This window comes from Bradyrhizobium sp. ORS 86 (assembly GCF_045571475.1).
Lineage (GTDB): Bacteria > Pseudomonadota > Alphaproteobacteria > Rhizobiales > Xanthobacteraceae > Bradyrhizobium.
Genome location: NZ_CP120699.1, coordinates 3,079,874 through 3,096,038 on the forward strand (window position 1 = coordinate 3,079,874; position 16,165 = coordinate 3,096,038).

The 16,165-nt window shown below is 64.1% G+C and carries 17 protein-coding genes; 7 read left to right on the plus strand and 10 right to left on the minus strand.

What is annotated here, in order from left to right; all coding sequences use genetic code 11:
• Positions 1-25: 25 nt before the first annotated feature.
• A complete protein-coding gene (locus P6U25_RS13910) occupies positions 26-1,522 on the plus strand; it encodes an AMP nucleosidase (RefSeq protein WP_407151732.1) in 1,497 nt (498 codons plus the stop codon).
• Positions 1,523-1,544: 22 nt separating this feature from the next.
• On the opposite strand, the gene P6U25_RS13915 is transcribed toward P6U25_RS13910, so the two are convergent.
• Both P6U25_RS13915 and P6U25_RS13920 read right to left on the minus strand, forming a co-directional pair.
• Positions 1,545-2,174 carry a glutathione binding-like protein gene (locus tag P6U25_RS13915; RefSeq protein WP_407151733.1) on the minus strand — a complete coding sequence of 210 codons (630 nt, stop codon included), beginning with the start codon at positions 2,172-2,174 and terminating at the stop codon, positions 1,545-1,547.
• 10 nt (positions 2,175-2,184) lie between these two features.
• On the minus strand, positions 2,185-2,778 hold the full coding sequence (locus tag P6U25_RS13920) for a cysteine hydrolase family protein (RefSeq protein ID WP_407151734.1): 594 nt from the start codon (positions 2,776-2,778) through the stop codon (positions 2,185-2,187).
• Between the two features lie 128 nt (positions 2,779-2,906).
• On the opposite strand from P6U25_RS13920, the gene P6U25_RS13925 reads away from it, so the two are divergent.
• Positions 2,907-3,746, plus strand: a complete 840-nt coding sequence (locus P6U25_RS13925; protein WP_407151735.1) for a LysR family transcriptional regulator — start codon at positions 2,907-2,909, stop codon at positions 3,744-3,746.
• A gap of 323 nt (positions 3,747-4,069) precedes the next feature.
• Positions 4,070-4,849, plus strand: a complete 780-nt coding sequence (locus P6U25_RS13930; protein ID WP_407152514.1) for a Crp/Fnr family transcriptional regulator — start codon at positions 4,070-4,072, stop codon at positions 4,847-4,849.
• 15 nt (positions 4,850-4,864) lie between these two features.
• On the opposite strand, the gene P6U25_RS13935 is transcribed toward P6U25_RS13930, so the two are convergent.
• The 5 genes from P6U25_RS13935 to groES all read right to left on the minus strand — a co-directional run bounded on the left by P6U25_RS13935 (position 4,865) and on the right by groES (position 8,412).
• Positions 4,865-5,062 (minus strand): hypothetical protein, encoded by a 198-nt coding sequence (locus tag P6U25_RS13935; RefSeq protein WP_407151736.1) that lies wholly within the window; start codon positions 5,060-5,062, stop codon positions 4,865-4,867.
• Positions 5,063-5,083: 21 nt separating this feature from the next.
• On the minus strand, positions 5,084-5,305 hold the full coding sequence (locus P6U25_RS13940) for a hypothetical protein (protein ID WP_407151737.1): 222 nt from the start codon (positions 5,303-5,305) through the stop codon (positions 5,084-5,086).
• A 214-nt stretch (positions 5,306-5,519) separates the two neighbouring features.
• Positions 5,520-5,951 carry a phasin family protein gene (locus tag P6U25_RS13945; RefSeq protein WP_407151738.1) on the minus strand — a complete coding sequence of 144 codons (432 nt, stop codon included), beginning with the start codon at positions 5,949-5,951 and terminating at the stop codon, positions 5,520-5,522.
• 460 nt (positions 5,952-6,411) lie between these two features.
• Complete coding sequence (gene groL, locus P6U25_RS13950; RefSeq protein ID WP_407151739.1) at positions 6,412-8,052, minus strand: chaperonin GroEL; 1,641 nt, start codon at positions 8,050-8,052, stop codon at positions 6,412-6,414.
• Positions 8,053-8,097: 45 nt separating this feature from the next.
• Positions 8,098-8,412, minus strand: coding sequence for a co-chaperone GroES (gene groES, locus P6U25_RS13955; protein WP_407151740.1), 315 nt, complete (start codon positions 8,410-8,412; stop codon positions 8,098-8,100).
• 378 nt (positions 8,413-8,790) lie between these two features.
• Between groES and P6U25_RS13960 the strand changes: the two genes are divergently transcribed.
• Together P6U25_RS13960 and P6U25_RS13965 are read left to right on the plus strand one after the other, a co-directional pair.
• A complete protein-coding gene (locus tag P6U25_RS13960; RefSeq protein WP_407151741.1) occupies positions 8,791-9,081 on the plus strand; it encodes an usg protein in 291 nt (96 codons plus the stop codon).
• Between the two features lie 154 nt (positions 9,082-9,235).
• Positions 9,236-9,802 carry a cupin domain-containing protein gene (locus P6U25_RS13965; RefSeq protein WP_407151742.1) on the plus strand — a complete coding sequence of 189 codons (567 nt, stop codon included), beginning with the start codon at positions 9,236-9,238 and terminating at the stop codon, positions 9,800-9,802.
• 96 nt (positions 9,803-9,898) lie between these two features.
• Here the strand turns inward: P6U25_RS13965 and P6U25_RS13970 are convergent, their stop codons facing one another.
• The gene (locus P6U25_RS13970) at positions 9,899-11,149 is read right to left on the minus strand and encodes a NupC/NupG family nucleoside CNT transporter (protein ID WP_407151743.1); all 1,251 of its coding nucleotides are present in this window, start codon (positions 11,147-11,149) and stop codon (positions 9,899-9,901) included.
• Positions 11,150-11,264: 115 nt separating this feature from the next.
• Here P6U25_RS13970 and P6U25_RS13975 point away from each other — a divergent pair, with 115 nt between their 5' ends.
• Positions 11,265-12,488 (plus strand): MFS transporter, encoded by a 1,224-nt coding sequence (locus tag P6U25_RS13975; RefSeq protein WP_407152515.1) that lies wholly within the window; start codon positions 11,265-11,267, stop codon positions 12,486-12,488.
• 174 nt (positions 12,489-12,662) lie between these two features.
• On the opposite strand, the gene P6U25_RS13980 is transcribed toward P6U25_RS13975, so the two are convergent.
• Both P6U25_RS13980 and P6U25_RS13985 read right to left on the minus strand, forming a co-directional pair.
• Positions 12,663-13,424, minus strand: a complete 762-nt coding sequence (locus P6U25_RS13980; RefSeq protein ID WP_407151744.1) for an SDR family oxidoreductase — start codon at positions 13,422-13,424, stop codon at positions 12,663-12,665.
• Positions 13,421-14,197: a peptidase gene (locus P6U25_RS13985; RefSeq protein WP_407152516.1), complete on the minus strand. Its 777-nt coding sequence runs from the start codon at positions 14,195-14,197 to the stop codon at positions 13,421-13,423. Before P6U25_RS13985 ends, P6U25_RS13980 begins: the two co-directional genes overlap by 4 nt.
• A 360-nt stretch (positions 14,198-14,557) precedes the next feature.
• Here P6U25_RS13985 and P6U25_RS13990 point away from each other — a divergent pair, with 360 nt between their 5' ends.
• Positions 14,558-16,153 carry an ABC transporter substrate-binding protein gene (locus tag P6U25_RS13990; protein WP_407151745.1) on the plus strand — a complete coding sequence of 532 codons (1,596 nt, stop codon included), beginning with the start codon at positions 14,558-14,560 and terminating at the stop codon, positions 16,151-16,153.
• Positions 16,154-16,165: the final 12 nt, after the last annotated feature.

Consider the following 16,165-nt stretch of genomic DNA (forward strand, 5'->3'; position numbering starts at 1 on the left):
ACGGCCAATTACCGGTTGAAGCGCAATGTCTCCTGCACCGCTCCTCGAAACTCCGCCCCCGTTTGCAACCGAAGCCTTCGTCGATGCCGGTGCGGCCGTCGGCCGTCTCGAAGAGATTTACGAGCGTAACACCCAGTTCCTTCGCGATCGCTTTGAGGCGTACGTCAACGGCGTGTCATTCACGACGCGCGTGCGGGCGCATTATCCGTTCGTGCGCATCACGACATCGTCGCATGCGCGGCTCGATTCCCGGCTTGCCTACGGCTTTGTCGCGGGGCCGGGCGTGCATGAGACCAGCGTCACGCGCCCCGACATCTTCAGAACCTATCTTACCGAGCAGATCGGCCTGTTGATCAAGAATCACGGTGTGGCCGTCGAGATCGGCCAGTCGAACGAGCCGATCCCGATCCACTTTGCCTACCGGCGAGACATCAACATCGAAGCGGCGCTGACGATTGCCGACAGTTCGGCGTTCACGCGATCGCTGCGCGACGTGTTCGATACGCCCGATCTCGCCGCGATGGATGATGCGATCGCCGACGGCACGTTCGAGCTGGCGCCCGGAATGCCGGAGCCGCTGGCCCTGTTCCGTGCGGCGCGGGTCGATTACTCGCTGCGCCGGCTCTATCACTACACTGGCACCGATCCGGAGCACTTCCAGAACTTCGTGATCTTCACGAATTACCAATTCTATGTCGATGCCTTCGCACAATCGTGCCAGCAGCGCCTCGCGTCAGGCGAAGCCGGCCTGGACGCTTTCGTTGCGCCCGGCAACGTGATCACGCGCAATGCGCGGCTCGGCGGCGGCACGAGTGGGACCGCGCCGGACCGCGTGCCGCAGATGCCGGCCTTTCATCTGGTCGAACCAGACTATCGCGGCATCACCCTGATCAACATCGGGATCGGTCCGTCCAACGCGCGCAACATCACCGATCACGTCGCGGTGCTGCGGCCGCATGCCTGGCTGATGATCGGGCACTGCGCGGGTCTGAGGAATACGCAGCGGCTCGGCGATTACGTGCTTGCCCATGGCTACGTTCGCGAGGATCACGTGCTTGATCACGAGCTGCCGCTCTGGGTCCCGATCCCTGCGCTCGCGGAAATGCAGGTCGCCCTCGAGGAGGCGGTCGGCGAGGTCACGGGCGTGTCCGGCTTCGAGCTCAAGCGGCTGATGCGCACCGGCACGGTCGCCAGCGTCGACAACCGCAACTGGGAGATCAGCGGGCCGTCGGTGATCAGGCGCATGTCGCAATCGCGCGCCATCGCGCTCGACATGGAGTCAGCGGCCATTGCCGCCAACGGCTATCGCTTCCGGGTGCCCTACGGCACGCTGCTGTGCGTCTCCGACAAGCCGCTGCACGGCGAGATCAAGCTCGCTGGCATGGCGAGCGAGTTCTACCGGCAACGCGTCGGCCAGCATCTCGAGATCGGCCTGAGGGCGCTGGAGCGGCTCAAGCAGCAGGAGTCCGAGCGGCTGCATTCGCGCAAGCTGCGGAGCTTTGCCGAGGTCGCGTTTCAGTAACGCCGAGTGACGTTTGTCGCGCTCACGCGGCGAGCGACTTCCACAACTGCATCTCGGTGGCGACGGCGGCCTTGACCTGCGGCCGCGCCTGGATGCGTGCGAGATAGGCTGCCAGCGACGGCCATTGCGCAACGTCGACGCCGGCGGCGCGGAGCAACAGCAGGGCCCAGGCGAGATGCGCGTCGGCAACGGTGAAACGGTCTCCGACCAGAAATTCGCGGTCCGCGAGATAGGCCGATGGCACCGACAAGGTTTGCCCGATCCTGGCACGCGGCTTGGCCAGAGATGCGTCGTCCTTGTACCAGAAGGTGGGGAACAGAAACCCCTTGTGGATCTCGGTGCCGACGAAGCTCAGCCACTCCTGCAGCCGATAGCGATCCGGCTCGCCCGGCCGCGGCGCGAGGCCGAGCTCGGGCCTCAGGTCGGCGATATATTGCAGCACGGCTGCGCTCTCTGTCAGCCGCTCGCCGTTCTCCAGCACCAGCACGGGCACCGCGCCCTTCGGAGAGACCGCGCGGAAATCGCCGTCGTCTTCCAGCACCTTCTTGGTCCAGAGATGGACGAGGTGGTAGCGCACCTCGACGCCGGCCTCCATCAACGCGATGCGGCTGGCGAGCGAGCAGGCCATCGGCGAGAAATAGAGCTGCAGCATGTTGGTCGTTTCAGGCGAGGGCGTTGCCGCGGGCGATGATGGCGAAGCGGTCGGACAATTCGGCGAGCGCGACGTCGTGAATGAGCTTTGCGGCAATCGTGCCGCCGGTGCCATCCGGCAGGTCGCGGGTGGCGCAGCTCTCGGCGTCGATGGTGGTACGGAAGCCGAGGTCGAGCGCGGCGCGGGCGGTGGAGCTGACGCACATATGCGTCATGAAACCGGCGAGAACCAGCTCCTTGCGTCCGGTCGCGGCAAGCTGCGCGTTGAGGTCGGTGCCGGCGAATGCGTTCGGCAATTCCTTCTCGATCACCGCTTCGCCCGGCCGCGGCGCCAGCGATGCGACGATGGCGCCGCGCTCCGCGCTGCGATCGAACAGGCTGCCGGGCCGTCCCCTGTGCGCGATGTGGAAGATCGCGGCGCCGCTCTCGCGGGCGCGGGCGAGCAATGCGGTCGCGCGAGCGATCGCGGCGTTGGCGTCGGGCAAAGCGAGGGGACCCGCCAGATATTCGTTCTGGATATCGATCAGCACCAGGCAGGCGTCGCCGAGACGGGGCGGGGTGAGGTCGATACCGGCAAGCTGCATCAGCGTTTTGGCGGCGGTCATGGTGCAAGGGTCTCCCGGAGAAATGCTCGTCGATGATAGCCGCGGAGCGTCCTGCCGTTATGCAGGGATATTGCAGCCGATGGCTGCGTTATTGCAGGTGAGGCGGAAAGCGATGTAGCCTTGAAGCCATGAACTGGGATGATCTTCGCATCATTGCGGCCGTCAGGGACGAGGGCACCTATGCGGGCGCCAGCGCGCGGTTGCGTATCGACGAGACGACGGTCGGCCGCAGGCTGGCGCGCATCGAGCGGGCGCTCGGTCTGCGCCTGTTCGAGGCGGCCGACGGCGTGCGTACGCCGACCCGGCAATGCGAGCTGGTGCTGGCGCATGTCCAGGCGATGGCGGCGCATGCCGAGGACATCGGCCGCATCGGCGCGAGCCTGCCGGGCCCGGTGGGGCGGCTGCGCATCGCGTCGACCAACGCGGTCGCGGAGGAAGTGCTGGCGCCGCGCGCCAGCGAATTCCTGCGCGCCAATCCGGGGCTGACACTGCAGTTCCTGACCTCGAGCGACAACGTCAAGTTCTCGCGCTGGGAGGCCGATCTCGCGGTCCGCCTGCGCAAGCCCGACAAGGGCGACTTCGCGATCTCGAAGCTCGCCGAGGTCAGGCTGTATTTCTTCGAGCCGGCCGTGGTCGGCACAGACGAAGCGGTGACCTGTGCGTATCCCGACGAACTCGAAGGCATCCCCGAGATGCAGTTCCTGCGAGCGCGGCGAGTTCGCGCGCGCTGCGTCACCGACAACGTCCGCGTCATCCGCACGCTGATCCAGTCGCATCAGGCCGCCGGTGTGCTGCCAGAATATGGCTCCGCGGCGTTGCTGGCCGACCGCCGGCTGCGCGCCACGCTGCTGCCGAAGCGGCGCGATGTCTGGCTCCTGGTGCAGAACCATCTCAAGCGCGACGTCGCAGCGCGCGTCACCATCGATTGGCTTCGTGCTTGCTTCCAGGTTGTCGCGCGCGGCGCGTGAGGTGGAGCCCACTCGTCATTCCAGGCGCTCGCGTCGCGAACCCCGGAATGAAATCGGGGGGCCGCTCACGGGGCGGCCCTCCAATGTCACGAACCCGGTCACTGAACCGAATTGCGATGTTTACCGCGCGCCGAAATTGGAACCCCGATTTTCGCGGGCGAGCAGGCACATTTTGCTGTTGCGTCTATCAGCCCATTGCATCTAACTCGTTTGCGTACTGCCTACAGAGAATTCCGCCTTTGCGGCCAAGCGTTTGGAGTTGGCTTTTTGAACGTGCGTCTGAGTGAGTTGGTTATGTGTCGCTTCACCACGGGTCGGCGCCGGTGAGGCTTTCTTCCGGAACCGGTAATCGCCTTCTCGCAACCTTGCCGGCAGCGGACCTCGAACTGCTCGGGGCCGAGCTGGAAACCGTGGCGCTCGATCAGGATGCGGTCCTGGCGCGGGCCGGCGAAGAGGTGGATTATGTCTTCTTTCCCCATAGCGGTGCCATCCTTCTGATGATCGACATGGCGGATGGGCACACGGTCGCGACCGGTGTGGTCGGACGCGAAGGGATGGTGGGCAGCCTGTCGGTGCTCGGCCCGTCGCCGTCGGGCATCACCGCAGTGGTCGCTGCCGCGGGCACCGCTTCGCGGCTGCCGGCGGCGCGGTTTCATGCTGCTTTTGGCCGCAGCCCCGCGATCCGACGGGTGATCCAACGTCACATCGCGGCGATGCTCGTACAGTTTCAGCTCGGTTCGGCCTGCAACGCGCTGCACCCGGTCGAAGCCCGCATGGCGCGATGGCTGCTACAGCTTCGCGACCGTATCGACAGCGACATTCTCCCGCTGACCCAGCAGGCGCTCTCGCAAATCCTCGGTGTGCGGCGAACGACGGTAACGCTGCTCATGCGCAATCTGCGCGCGCGCGGCGCGATCAGGTCCGATCAACGAGGTCGGATCGAGATCGACCGGTCGCGGCTATCGGCGGTGGCGTGCGAATGCCACCACGTCATGCGTCTCGAAGCCGAGCGGATATTCGCGGACGACAAGATCCGACCTCGCGCGGCGGCTCGGACCGACGATCCGTTCATGCCGGAAACGGAAGCGGACGACGCGGTGTGAGCCGGTTCGGCGCGATCAACTCCTCTGTCGTCGATCGGACTCCCGCGCCGCTTCGGACGCCGTCTCCAACCTTGCAATCTCGCGCAGCACCTTCGCCGTCTGGCGCAACTCATTGCGCTCTGGGCCGGGCTTCAGCCGTCGTGCTTCGTCGAGACAATCCCTGGCCTGCAGCAGCCAGACGGAAGTTTCGGTCGAGGTTTGCATGAGCCCCATGGTGTCCCTCCATCGCGATCATCAATGATCTGTATCGACCGCCAGGCTACTGAACCGCCGCACACGGATGCTGGGCTCAGCGACCCAGGCATCCCGCGCGAACCAGGCGTGATCGGTGCGGCAGAATGGGCAATGTGTGCGCGAGAAAAATACCGCGCTACGTCCAAAGCTTTCGCGGTCGGCTTTGATGCCGGTGGGAATCGCGTGCGCGGTTTGCGGACATTTGACCATGAGCATGCCCATGTGACCCTCCCTCGATATTGCCTTTTTGTTTTTTTGCAGAAAAGCACCGGCCGGTTGGATGGCGCCTTGTCGGTGCGACCAGTTGGGGGGCATCGCGCACCTGCGGCTTGACAGAGCATCGGGCAGTGGGGGCTGACATGCTCGTCACTGAGCGTCTCCAACCGGCCGGATCCCTCCTCAAACGAATCCTCGACGTGAATTGCGGGCCGCCTTTTTAGCCGGCTGGGTGGAGAACCTTCTCGAAATGCTTCCTGACCGGCTCACTCATGTCCGTCGCAAGCTTCTGGCCAAGCGCCCACAACTCCTTGTTCTGGTCCGATGCCATGTCGAGGGCCTTGCGGGTTTGCTCGGTGGACAAGGTCAAGACGTCGCTCGCTGACCTGCTGCCGGCGAGATGGATGACAAAATCGAGCGCGGAGGCGGCATTGGCGTATGAGATTTCAAACACCTTCAGCCCGTAGTCGGCCGCGCCTCGTGCATTGCGCGAATATGTTTCGCCCAACGTCTCCGTCATCTGTTCGGATGCGGCCCGCGCGCGGGCAAGACCCTGTTCGGCAAGATCGCCGATTACGCCCGGCAAGGCGATCTTCGGGAAGCTCGACAACGGCATGCCAAAGATATTCGTGCCGTTCACTGTGACTTTCATTTCTGTTTCACTCAAGACGCAGTTCCTCTCTCAAGCGAAAGCATTCCCCGCAACGCTCGCTCGCGTCACGAGAGCTGACGCTCCGTGTTCGGTTCAGATTCCAGGTGAGCAGTTTTGATCCAGTCCCGATCGTACTGTGCGGGACGAACATGGGACTGTCGGTTCGGTTTGCGACTCTCGCGAACAATTTTTTTGAAGTTGTCAACTCAGACCAAGGTATGTTTGCGGGCGTGGCTGTGCATAGCGTGGACATCGTGAGCGTCAGATGACTCCTCGCTTCAGCGTGAGGTTGTGCAGCGCGCCCACCATGAGCTGCGCTGCGGTAAGCACCCACGTGGCTTGCCGCAAACAAAAACCCCGGCATCGCTGCCGGGGTTTTGCGTTTCGCTTTCGTTGAGCGAGATCCCGGCTCTGCGGTGCACCGCTGCGCGCTGCACCGCGTCCAGGACGACTCCGTCGCTTAGAAGTCCATGCCGCCCATGCCGCCGCCCGGAGGCATTGCAGGGCCGGCAGCGTTCTTCTTCGGCAGTTCGGCGACCATCGCTTCGGTGGTGATCAAGAGCGCCGCAACCGAGGCAGCGTTCTGGATCGCGGTGCGCACGACCTTGGTCGGGTCGATGATGCCCTTCTTGACGAGATCGGCATAGTCGCCGGTCTGGGAGTCGAAGCCGTGATTGTAGGCCTTGTTCTCCAGGATCTTGCCGACGATCACCGAACCGTCCTCACCGGCGTTGATCGCGATCTGGCGAGCGGGAGCCGACAGCGCCTTGCGCACGATCTCGACGCCGGTCTTCTGGTCGTCGTTCTTGGTGCGCAGGCCCTTGAGCTGCTCGGAAGCACGGAGCAGGGCGACGCCGCCACCCGGGACGATGCCTTCCTCGACAGCCGCACGGGTCGCGTGCATCGCGTCATCAACGCGATCCTTGCGCTCCTTCACCTCGACTTCGGTCGCGCCGCCGACGCGGATCACCGCGACGCCGCCCGCGAGCTTGGCGAGACGCTCCTGCAGCTTCTCACGGTCGTAGTCCGAGGTGGTCTCCTCGATCTGCGCCTTGATCTGGGCAACGCGAGCGTCGATGTCGGCCTTCTTGCCGGCGCCGTTGACGATCGTGGTGTTCTCCTTGTCGATCATCACCTTCTTGGCGCGGCCGAGCATCTGCAACGTGACGTTCTCGAGCTTGATGCCGAGGTCTTCCGAGATGGCCTGGCCGCCGGTCAGGATCGCGATGTCCTGCAGCATGGCCTTGCGGCGATCGCCGAAGCCCGGAGCCTTGACGGCCGCGACCTTCAGGCCGCCACGCAGGCGGTTGACGACGAGGGTGGCGAGCGCTTCGCCTTCGACGTCTTCAGCGACGATGACCAGCGGCTTGCCGGTCTGCACCACGGCCTCGAGCAGCGGCAGCAGCTCGTTCAGCGAGGAGAGCTTCTTCTCGTTGATCAGGATGTAGGCGTCGTCCATCTCAACGCGCATCTTGTCGGCGTTGGTGACGAAGTAGGGCGAGATGTAGCCGCGGTCGAACTGCATGCCCTCGACGACGTCGAGTTCGGTTTCGAGCGACTTGGCTTCCTCGACCGTGATCACGCCCTCGTTGCCGACCTTCTTCATGGCGTCGGCGAGGAACTTGCCGATCTCGGCGTCGCCGTTGGCCGAAATCGTGCCGACCTGGGCGATCTCCTCGTTCGAGGTGACCTTCTTGGAGTTCTTCTGGAGGTCCGCAACGACGGCTTCGACCGCGAGGTCGATACCGCGCTTCAGATCCATCGGGTTCATGCCGGCGGCGACCGACTTGGCGCCTTCCTTCACGATCGCCTGGGCGAGCACGGTGGCGGTGGTGGTGCCGTCGCCGGCCGCGTCAGCGGACTTGGAGGCGACTTCGCGCACCATCTGGGCGCCCATGTTCTCGAACTTGTCGTCGAGCTCGATCTCCTTGGCGACGGTGACGCCGTCCTTGGTGATGCGGGGAGCGCCGAACGACTTCTCGAGCACCACGTTGCGGCCCTTCGGACCGAGGGTGACCTTCACCGCGTTGGCGAGGACGTCGACGCCGCGCAGCATCTTGTCGCGCGCCTCGACGGAGAATTTGACTTCTTTGGCTGCCATCTGAGTTTTTCCTTGAGAGATTTAACCAGGGAGGGAGAGGGGCGCTTAAGCGGCCTTCTTCTTGGAAGCGGGGACGTCGAGCACGCCCATGATGTCGCTTTCCTTCATGATCAGCAGGTCTTCGCCGTCGATCTTGACCTCGGTGCCCGACCACTTGCCGAACAGGACGCGGTCGCCGACCTTGACGTCGATGGGGACCAGCTTGCCAGCCTCGTCGCGGCCACCCGGGCCGACGGCGATGACTTCGCCCTGGGAGGGCTTTTCCTTGGCAGTGTCCGGAATGATGATGCCGCCAGCAGTCTTCTCTTCGGCGTCGATGCGCTTGACCACGACGCGGTCGTGAAGCGGACGGAATTTCATGCAGTCCTCCTAAACATTTGCATATGCTGTAGATTTTGGAGTGTTAGCAGTCCAGCCTGGCGAGTGCCAGACTGGCTGCGGAGGAGATAGGCCAAGCCGTTGCAGCGGGCAAGAGCCTCTAGCAGAAATTTTGGCACTCGCGGACGGGCGCTGCTAGGATCATTTCGGCATCCTTAATGCGGCCGCCATCGCCTTCCAGGCGCTATTAGCAGATGCGGTAAGCTGCTGCCAACGCAGGAAATTTCAACAACCTTTTAAACATTCAGGCTTGAGATGGGTTAGTCGCGTGCGTCACATTTCTCTCATGTGAGCGCATCCATGCCGGTGGTCCGGTGGGGTCGACCACCATGTGAATGCGCTCCGTCACAGGAGGTTGGCATGGTCTCGCGAGTTGGTGGGGTTGTTTCCGACGATTTCCGGAAGCAGTTGCTGGGATATGGGCTGACGACGGCGCAGATTCTCTATCGGATGCCGGATCACCCCTCGCTGCTGCAGACCTACATCTGGCAGAACTACGATCTGTTTCCGAAATTTCCGGCGCTGCAGGACTTCCTCGCCTTCTGGCAGCAGGAGCTCGAGGGGCCGCTGTTCTCGGTGACGGTCGCGCACTCCAAATTGGTCAAGCCCGCGGAGCTGCGCGCCGTCGACGGCGTCTTCCGGCTGCATTGACCGGCGGAGGGGCCACGACACAATCGTGCCGTGGCGACCATCTGGCCACCTGCCTGAGCGCGCAGGCAAGTTCGCGCGTACCCAGTCCTTTCGCCCATCTCCCGAGAGGCTTTTGTGCTAGCCTCGTCGTGATGAAAGACGGGAGGAGCCACCAATGGCCAAGCGAAAGCCGGCATCAAGACCAGCAGTCAAGACCGCGGTAAGGAAGAAATGGACTGGGCTCGGGAGCGTCGCCAAACCCTCGGCGCGCAAGACCATCAAGTCGAAGGGGCGCGTCTCGACCGCCGGGAAGACAACAACGAAGACGGCAACAAAGTCCAAATCCAAGGCGCGGCCGAAGCAGCGTATCGCCATCAGCCATCACCGCGAGGAAGCCTTCAAGGCCGATGGCTTGCGCGCCTATGCCAAATACCGCGACCTCGGCATCGCCGACGCCACGCACGGCCTGGCGCGGGCGCATGTGATCCGGCTGCAGGGCCCCTGCAACCCGGACGAGGTATCGAAGCTGCATTATCACGACGTCGAATTCCAGATGGTCTACGTGCTCAAGGGCTGGGTGAAGACCTACATGGAAGGCGAGGGCGAAACGCTGATGCAGCAAGGCAGCGCCTGGACCCAGCCGCCGCGCATCCGGCACATGATCCTGGATTACTCCGATGACGTCGAACTGCTGGAAGTGATCCTGCCGGCGGAGTTCAAGACGGTCGAGTTGACGGCGTAGGATACTGTCGTTCCGGGGCGATTCGAAGCATCGAACCCGGAACCTCGAGATTCCGGGTCTGGTCCTTTGGACCATCCCGGAATGACGACTTCGTCGTCACGTCAACACCCCCACGATCGCGCCCATCAGGCACGTCGTCAGCGTGCCCGATACGATCGACTTCAGGCCGAGCGCATTGATCTCCTCGCGCCGCTCCGGCGCCATGATGCCGAGACCGCCGATCATGATGCCGAGGCTGGCGAAGTTGGCGAAGCCGCACATTGCGTAGAGCATGATCAGCCGCGAGCGCGGATCGAGCACGTCGGGGCCGAGCTTCGACAGGTCGACATAGGCGATCAGCTCGTTCAGCACGGTCTTGGTGCCCATCAGGCTTCCCGCGGTGACCGCCTGTGACCAGGGCAGGCCCATCAGCCAGCACACCGGCGCCATCGCATAGCCGAGCAGCCGCTGCAGCGAGATCTTTGCGCCGCCGATCTCCGGCAACAGGCCGACGATCGCATTGAGGAGATACACCAGCGCGACCAGCACCAGCAGCATCGCGGTGATGTTCATCAGCAGCTCGAGCCCGGCCGCGGTGCCCTTGACGATCGCGTCCATCGTCGACGAGACGTGGATGTCGGGATCGTCCAGCGATCCGCCGGTGCGCTTGTCCGTCGTCTCCGGCACCATGATCAGGCTGACCAGGATCGCGGCCGGCGCGCCGAGCACCGAGGCGATAACGAAATGCGCGGCCGCGTCCGGGATCAGCGGCGCCAGCAGCGTGGCGTAAAGCACCAGCACGGTGCCGGCGATGCCCGCCATGCCGCCAGTCATCACCAGAAACAGTTCGCTGCGGCTGAGCTGCGTCAGATAGGGGCGGATGAACAACGGCGCCTCCACCATGCCGAGAAAGATATTGGCCGCGGTCGAGAGCCCGACCGCGCCGCCGACGCCGAGCGTGCGCTCGAGCAGCCAGGCCATGCCGCGCACCACCGGCGGCAGCACGCGCCAATAGAACAGCAGCGTCGTCAGCACGCTCATGACGAGCACGATCGGCAGCGCCTGGAAGGCGAGGATGAAGTCGGTGCCGGGCGCCTTGGGATCGAACGGCGCGGGGCCGCCGCCGACATAGCCGAACACGAAGGCGGTGCCGGCATGCGTCGCGGCGGCGATGGTGCCGACCGCATCGTTGATCGACCCGAAGGCCTTCGTCACCAGCGGCACCTTGATCAGCACCAGCGCGGTGACGATGGTGACCGCCAGCCCGATGGCGGCCTGACGCAGCGACACCGCGCGGCGGTTCTCCCCGAATGCCCAGGCGAGCGCTAGCAGCGCTACCACGCCAAACGCCGATTGCAATTGCAGCATCAAGACCCCGAAAACCCGTCGCGCGATTATGGCAGGGACCTCGCGCAGCGCAATGCTGTTGCGCGTTGACGTCTCCGGGATTGACAAGTTGCAGGCGGTCGGCCACGGCTCGGCGATGTCTTCCGCAACGACAGTCGGCGCCCGCGATCTGCTCGGTCACAGGTCCTTCCTGTTCTTCCTGTCGTCGCGCAGCCTATCGCGCTTTTCCAGCCAGATCGGGGCGGTCGCGATCGGCTGGCAGATTTACGATCTGACCGGCAGCGCCTTCGCTCTCGGCATGGTCGGCTTGGTTCAGTTCCTGCCGACCGCGCTGCTCGTGTTCGTCGCTGGCCACGCCGCCGACCGGTTCGAGCGCAAACGCGTGGTGCAGGCCTGCCAGCTCGCCGAGGCGCTGACCGCGCTGTTCCTCGCGGCGAGCACCTATGCCGGCACCATCTCCGAGGTGCAGATCTTCGCCGCCACCTTCGTGCTCGGGATTGCCGGCGCATTCGAAAGCCCGGCGACCGCGGCGCTGTTGCCGCTGATCGCCCCGCAAGGCTCGCTGCAGCGGGCGACCGCGATCTCGAGCGGCGCGGCGCAGGTCGCGACGATCACCGGGCCCGCGCTCGGCGGCTTTGCCTACGCCATGATGCCAAGCGTGCCTTATGCCGTGATGATGGTGTTCTGGCTGTTCGGGATGATCCTGACCGGCGGCATCGGCCGGCTGCAGCAGGTGCCGGCGAAGAATAGCGCATCATCGGATGATGTGTTCGCCGGCGTGACCTTCGTTCGCCGCAATCCGGCGATCCTCGGCACCATCTCGCTCGATCTGTTCGCGGTGCTGTTTGGCGGCGTCACCGCGCTGCTGCCGATCTATGCCCGCGACATCCTGCAAACTGGTCCGCTCGGGCTCGGTATCCTGCGCGCCGCGCCCGCGGTCGGTGCGCTCTTGATGACCATGGTGCTGGCGCGGCATACGATCAGCCGCCGCATCGGATTGAGGATGTTCCAGGCGGTCATCGTGTTCGGCGCGGCGACGGTGGTGTTCGCGCTGTCTCATTGGATGTGGTTGTCGGCACTGGCGCTCGCGGTCCTTGGCGCGGCCGATACGATCAGCGTCGTGATCCGGTTCTCGCTGGTGCAGTTGGCGACGCCCGACGAGATGCGCGGCCGGGTCGGCGCCGTCAATTTCCTCTTCATCAACGCCTCGAACCAGCTCGGGCAGTTCGAAAGCGGCGTCACCGCCGCGCTGCTCGGCACGGTGCCGGCCGCAGTGCTCGGCGGCATCGGCACGATCGCGATCGCGCTGCTCTGGATGAAACTGTTCCCGACGCTGCGGACTGTGGAGAAGCTGGAGTAGGGGGCCCTTTACCTCGCCCCGCTTGCGGGGAGAGGTCGGATCGCATGAAGCGAAGCGAAATGCGATCCGGGTGAGGGGGCTTTCCGCTCATTCATCTCTGACTGGTCTTGCGGCGGCAGCCCCTCACCCCAACCCTCTCCCCGCAAGAGCGGGGCGAGGGAGCGGACACACGGCCTAGCCCCGTCCGACGAACGGCATCTTGGTCGCCATCACGGTCATGAACAGCACGTTGGCGTCGAGCGGCAGGCTCGCCATGTAGGCGACGGCGTCGCCGACCGCCTTCGCGTCCATGCGCGGCTCGTGCTTGGTGGTGCCGTCCGGCTGCAGCACGCCGGGGCCGTTGACCATGCGGTCGGTCATCGGGGTCGCGGCATTGCCGATGTCGACCTGTCCGACTGCGATGTCGTACATGCGTCCGTCGAGATTGGAAGACTTGGTGAGGCCGGTGATGGCGTGCTTGGTCGAGGTGTAGGCCGCTGAGAACGGCCGCGGCGCGTGCGCGGAGATCGAGCCGTTGTTGATGATGCGGCCGCCGCGCGGCTTCTGGTCCTTCATGATGCGGAAGGCGTGCTGCGTGCACAGAAACGGCGCGGTGAGGTTGGTGTTCACCACCGCCTGCCACTGCTCCAGCGGCAGGTCTTCGAAATTGACCGGCGGCGCACCCATGCCCGCATTGTTGAACAGCACGTCGAGCCGGCCGTAGGTGGCCTTCACCTTGTCGAACAGCGCGGCGATTGCGGCCGGACTGGTCATGTCGGCGGTGACGCACAGGCTCTTGCCGGCAGGTCCGAGCTTGGCGGTCTCTTCCAACATCTCCAGGCGGCGCCCGACGAGCACGACGGTATAGCCTGCATTCATCAAAGCGAGCGACGCGGCGCGTCCGACGCCGGTGCCGGCACCGGTCACGACGGCGATCTTGTTGGCTGCCTCAGTCATCTGGTTTCCTCTTGCTTGGCTTTTGCTTCGATCTCGGTCTTGTAAGGTGGTCGCGGAATATTCTGGTGCGCCGCGCGCAGCGCCGCCGACCAGCGCGAGCGCAGGTCATGGAAATAGGGCTCGCCGACCTCGATGCGATGGTTGAGGTCGGCCTCGCAGGCGTCAGTGCGCACCACCAGCACGTCGATCGGCAGGCCGACGCCGAGGTTGGAGCGCATCGTCGAATCCATCGAGATCAGCCCGGTCTTCAGCGCCTCATAGAGCTCGACGTCGTAATGCATGGCGCGGTCGAGCACCGGCTTGCCGTATTTGTGCTCGCCGATCTGCAAATAGGGCGTGTCGGTGGTGCATTCGATGAAATTGCCGGCGGTGTAGACCATGAACAGACGCATCCGCGAGCCCTTGATCTGGCCGCCGAACAGGAAGGAGACGTCGAAGGTGATGTCCTCGGCGCGCAGCGCGTCTCCTTCGGTCGCGTGCACGGAGCGGATGGCGCGGCCGATCCGCTGCGCCGCCTGGAACATGGTCGGGGCGTTCATCAGCGTCTCGAGCTCGCCGGTTTGCGGGTCCTGCATGCCCTCGGTCAGGGTCGAGAGCACCGACTGGCTGATCGCCAGATTGCCGGCGCTCGCGACCGCCATGATGCGCTCGCCGGGGGTTTCGAAGATGTGGAGCTTGCGAAAGGTCGAGACGTTGTCGAGGCCGGCATTGGTGCGGGTATCGGCGATCATGACGAGGCCGTCCCGCACCAGAATTCCGCAGCAATAGGTCATTTCCAGTCCCCAACGGTCCGAGGTTCTCGGCGCAAGACTAGTAGCCAATTTCACGATGCCATCCAACCCTAATTCCCTTCTGCGGAACATGCTGTGAATGGTCAAAATTGGTGACCTCTCGACCGCATCGATGCTCTGGCAATCGCTCGCCTTGTCTTGCCCTCAACAAGGGGCGGCGATCCCGAGCCCCGCCCCCGGAACGAGGTTCACTGCGCTGCGTCACCCGCAATGATGCGACGACGTGCCCGTCCTATGTTGTGCGCAGTCGGCAATGATCTATGCCCGGCATCGTTGCGGCGTGCGCGGCGTTGTGCTCGACTGTTCGCGATCGACAAAAACAAGAAATTCCGGGAGGCGAGAATGTCGTTCAGGCTGGCCGCATGCGTTGCGGCGTTGGGTCTCGTGACCATGGCGGCAAGCCCAGCATTGGCCCAGAAGAAGGGCGGCACGCTGCGGCTCTATCACAACGACAATCCGCCCTCGACCTCGCTGCTCGAGGAATCCACCATCGCCTCGGTGATGCCGTTCGCGGCCGTGTTCAACAACCTCGTGGTGTTCGATCCTGCCAAGGTCCACGAGAGCATCGATACCGTGATTCCCGATCTCGCCGAAAACTGGTCATGGGACGCGACCAACACCAGGCTCACTTTCAAGCTGCGGCAGGGCGTGAAATGGCATGACGGCCAGCCGTTCACGGCAAAGGACGTGCAATGCACCTGGCGGATGCTGATCGGCAAGGGCGAGACCCAGGACTTCAAACGCAATCCGCGCAAGGTCTGGTACACGAAGCTCAAGGACGTCAGCATCAACGGCGATGACGAGGCGACGTTCGAATTGAGCGAGCCGCAGCCGGGGCTGCTGGCGCTGCTCGCCAGCGCCTTCTCGGTGGTCTATCCCTGCCACGTACCGCAGCAGGTGATGCGCACCAAGCCAATCGGCACCGGACCGTTCAAATTCGTCGAGTTTAAGCGCGGCGATTCGATTCGGCTCGTGCGCAACCCCGATTACTTCAAGAAGGACCGGCCGTATCTCGACGAGATCACGGCGCGCACCATCGACAGCCGCGCCACCCGCATGCTGGCGTTTGCGACCGGCGACTACGACATCACCTTTCCCTCTGACGTCACGATCCCGCTGATGAAGGACGTCAAGGCGCGGGCGCCGAACGCGATCTGCGAGATGACGGCGACCAACACCCAGATCAATCTGCTGGTCAACCGCGTCAATCCGCCGTTCGACAATCCCGATATCCGCCGTGCGATGTCGCTGGCGCTGGATCGCAAGGCCTTCAACACGATCCTGTTCGAGGGCAACGGGCGGCTCGGCGGCGCGATGCTGGCGAAGCCGGAAGGCGAGTGGGGCATGCCGCCTGACGTGCTGGCGACGTTGCCGGGTTACGGGCCTGACACCGAGAAGAATGTCGAGGAGGCGCAGGCGATCATGCAGAAGCTCGGCTACAGCGACGCTAAGCCGCTGCCGATCAAGATCCAGACCCGCAATTTGCCGACCTATCGCGATCCGGCGGTGATCCTCGCCGACCAGCTCAAGAAGATCTACATCGTGGCCGAACTGGACATCCTGGATACGCCGCGCTGGTACTCGCGCTTGCAGCGTAAGGACTACACCATCGGGCTGAACGTGACCGGCGTCAGCGTCGACGATCCCGACGGCAATCTGGTCGAGAACTACTCCTGCCACTCCGAGCGCAACTATACGCAATATTGCAACGCCGAGGTCGACAAGCTGCTGGCTGCGCAGTCTCGCGAGCTCGACAAGGACAAGCGCAGGCAGCTCGTGTTCGATATCGAACGGCTGCTGGTCGAGGACGCGGCACGGCCGATCATCCTGCATTCATCGGCCGGCAATTGCTGGCAGCCCTATGTGAAGAACTTCCATCCGCACGACAACAGCCAGTACAACAACCTGCGCTTCGAGGACGTGTGGCTGGATAAGTAACGCATGCCGCCG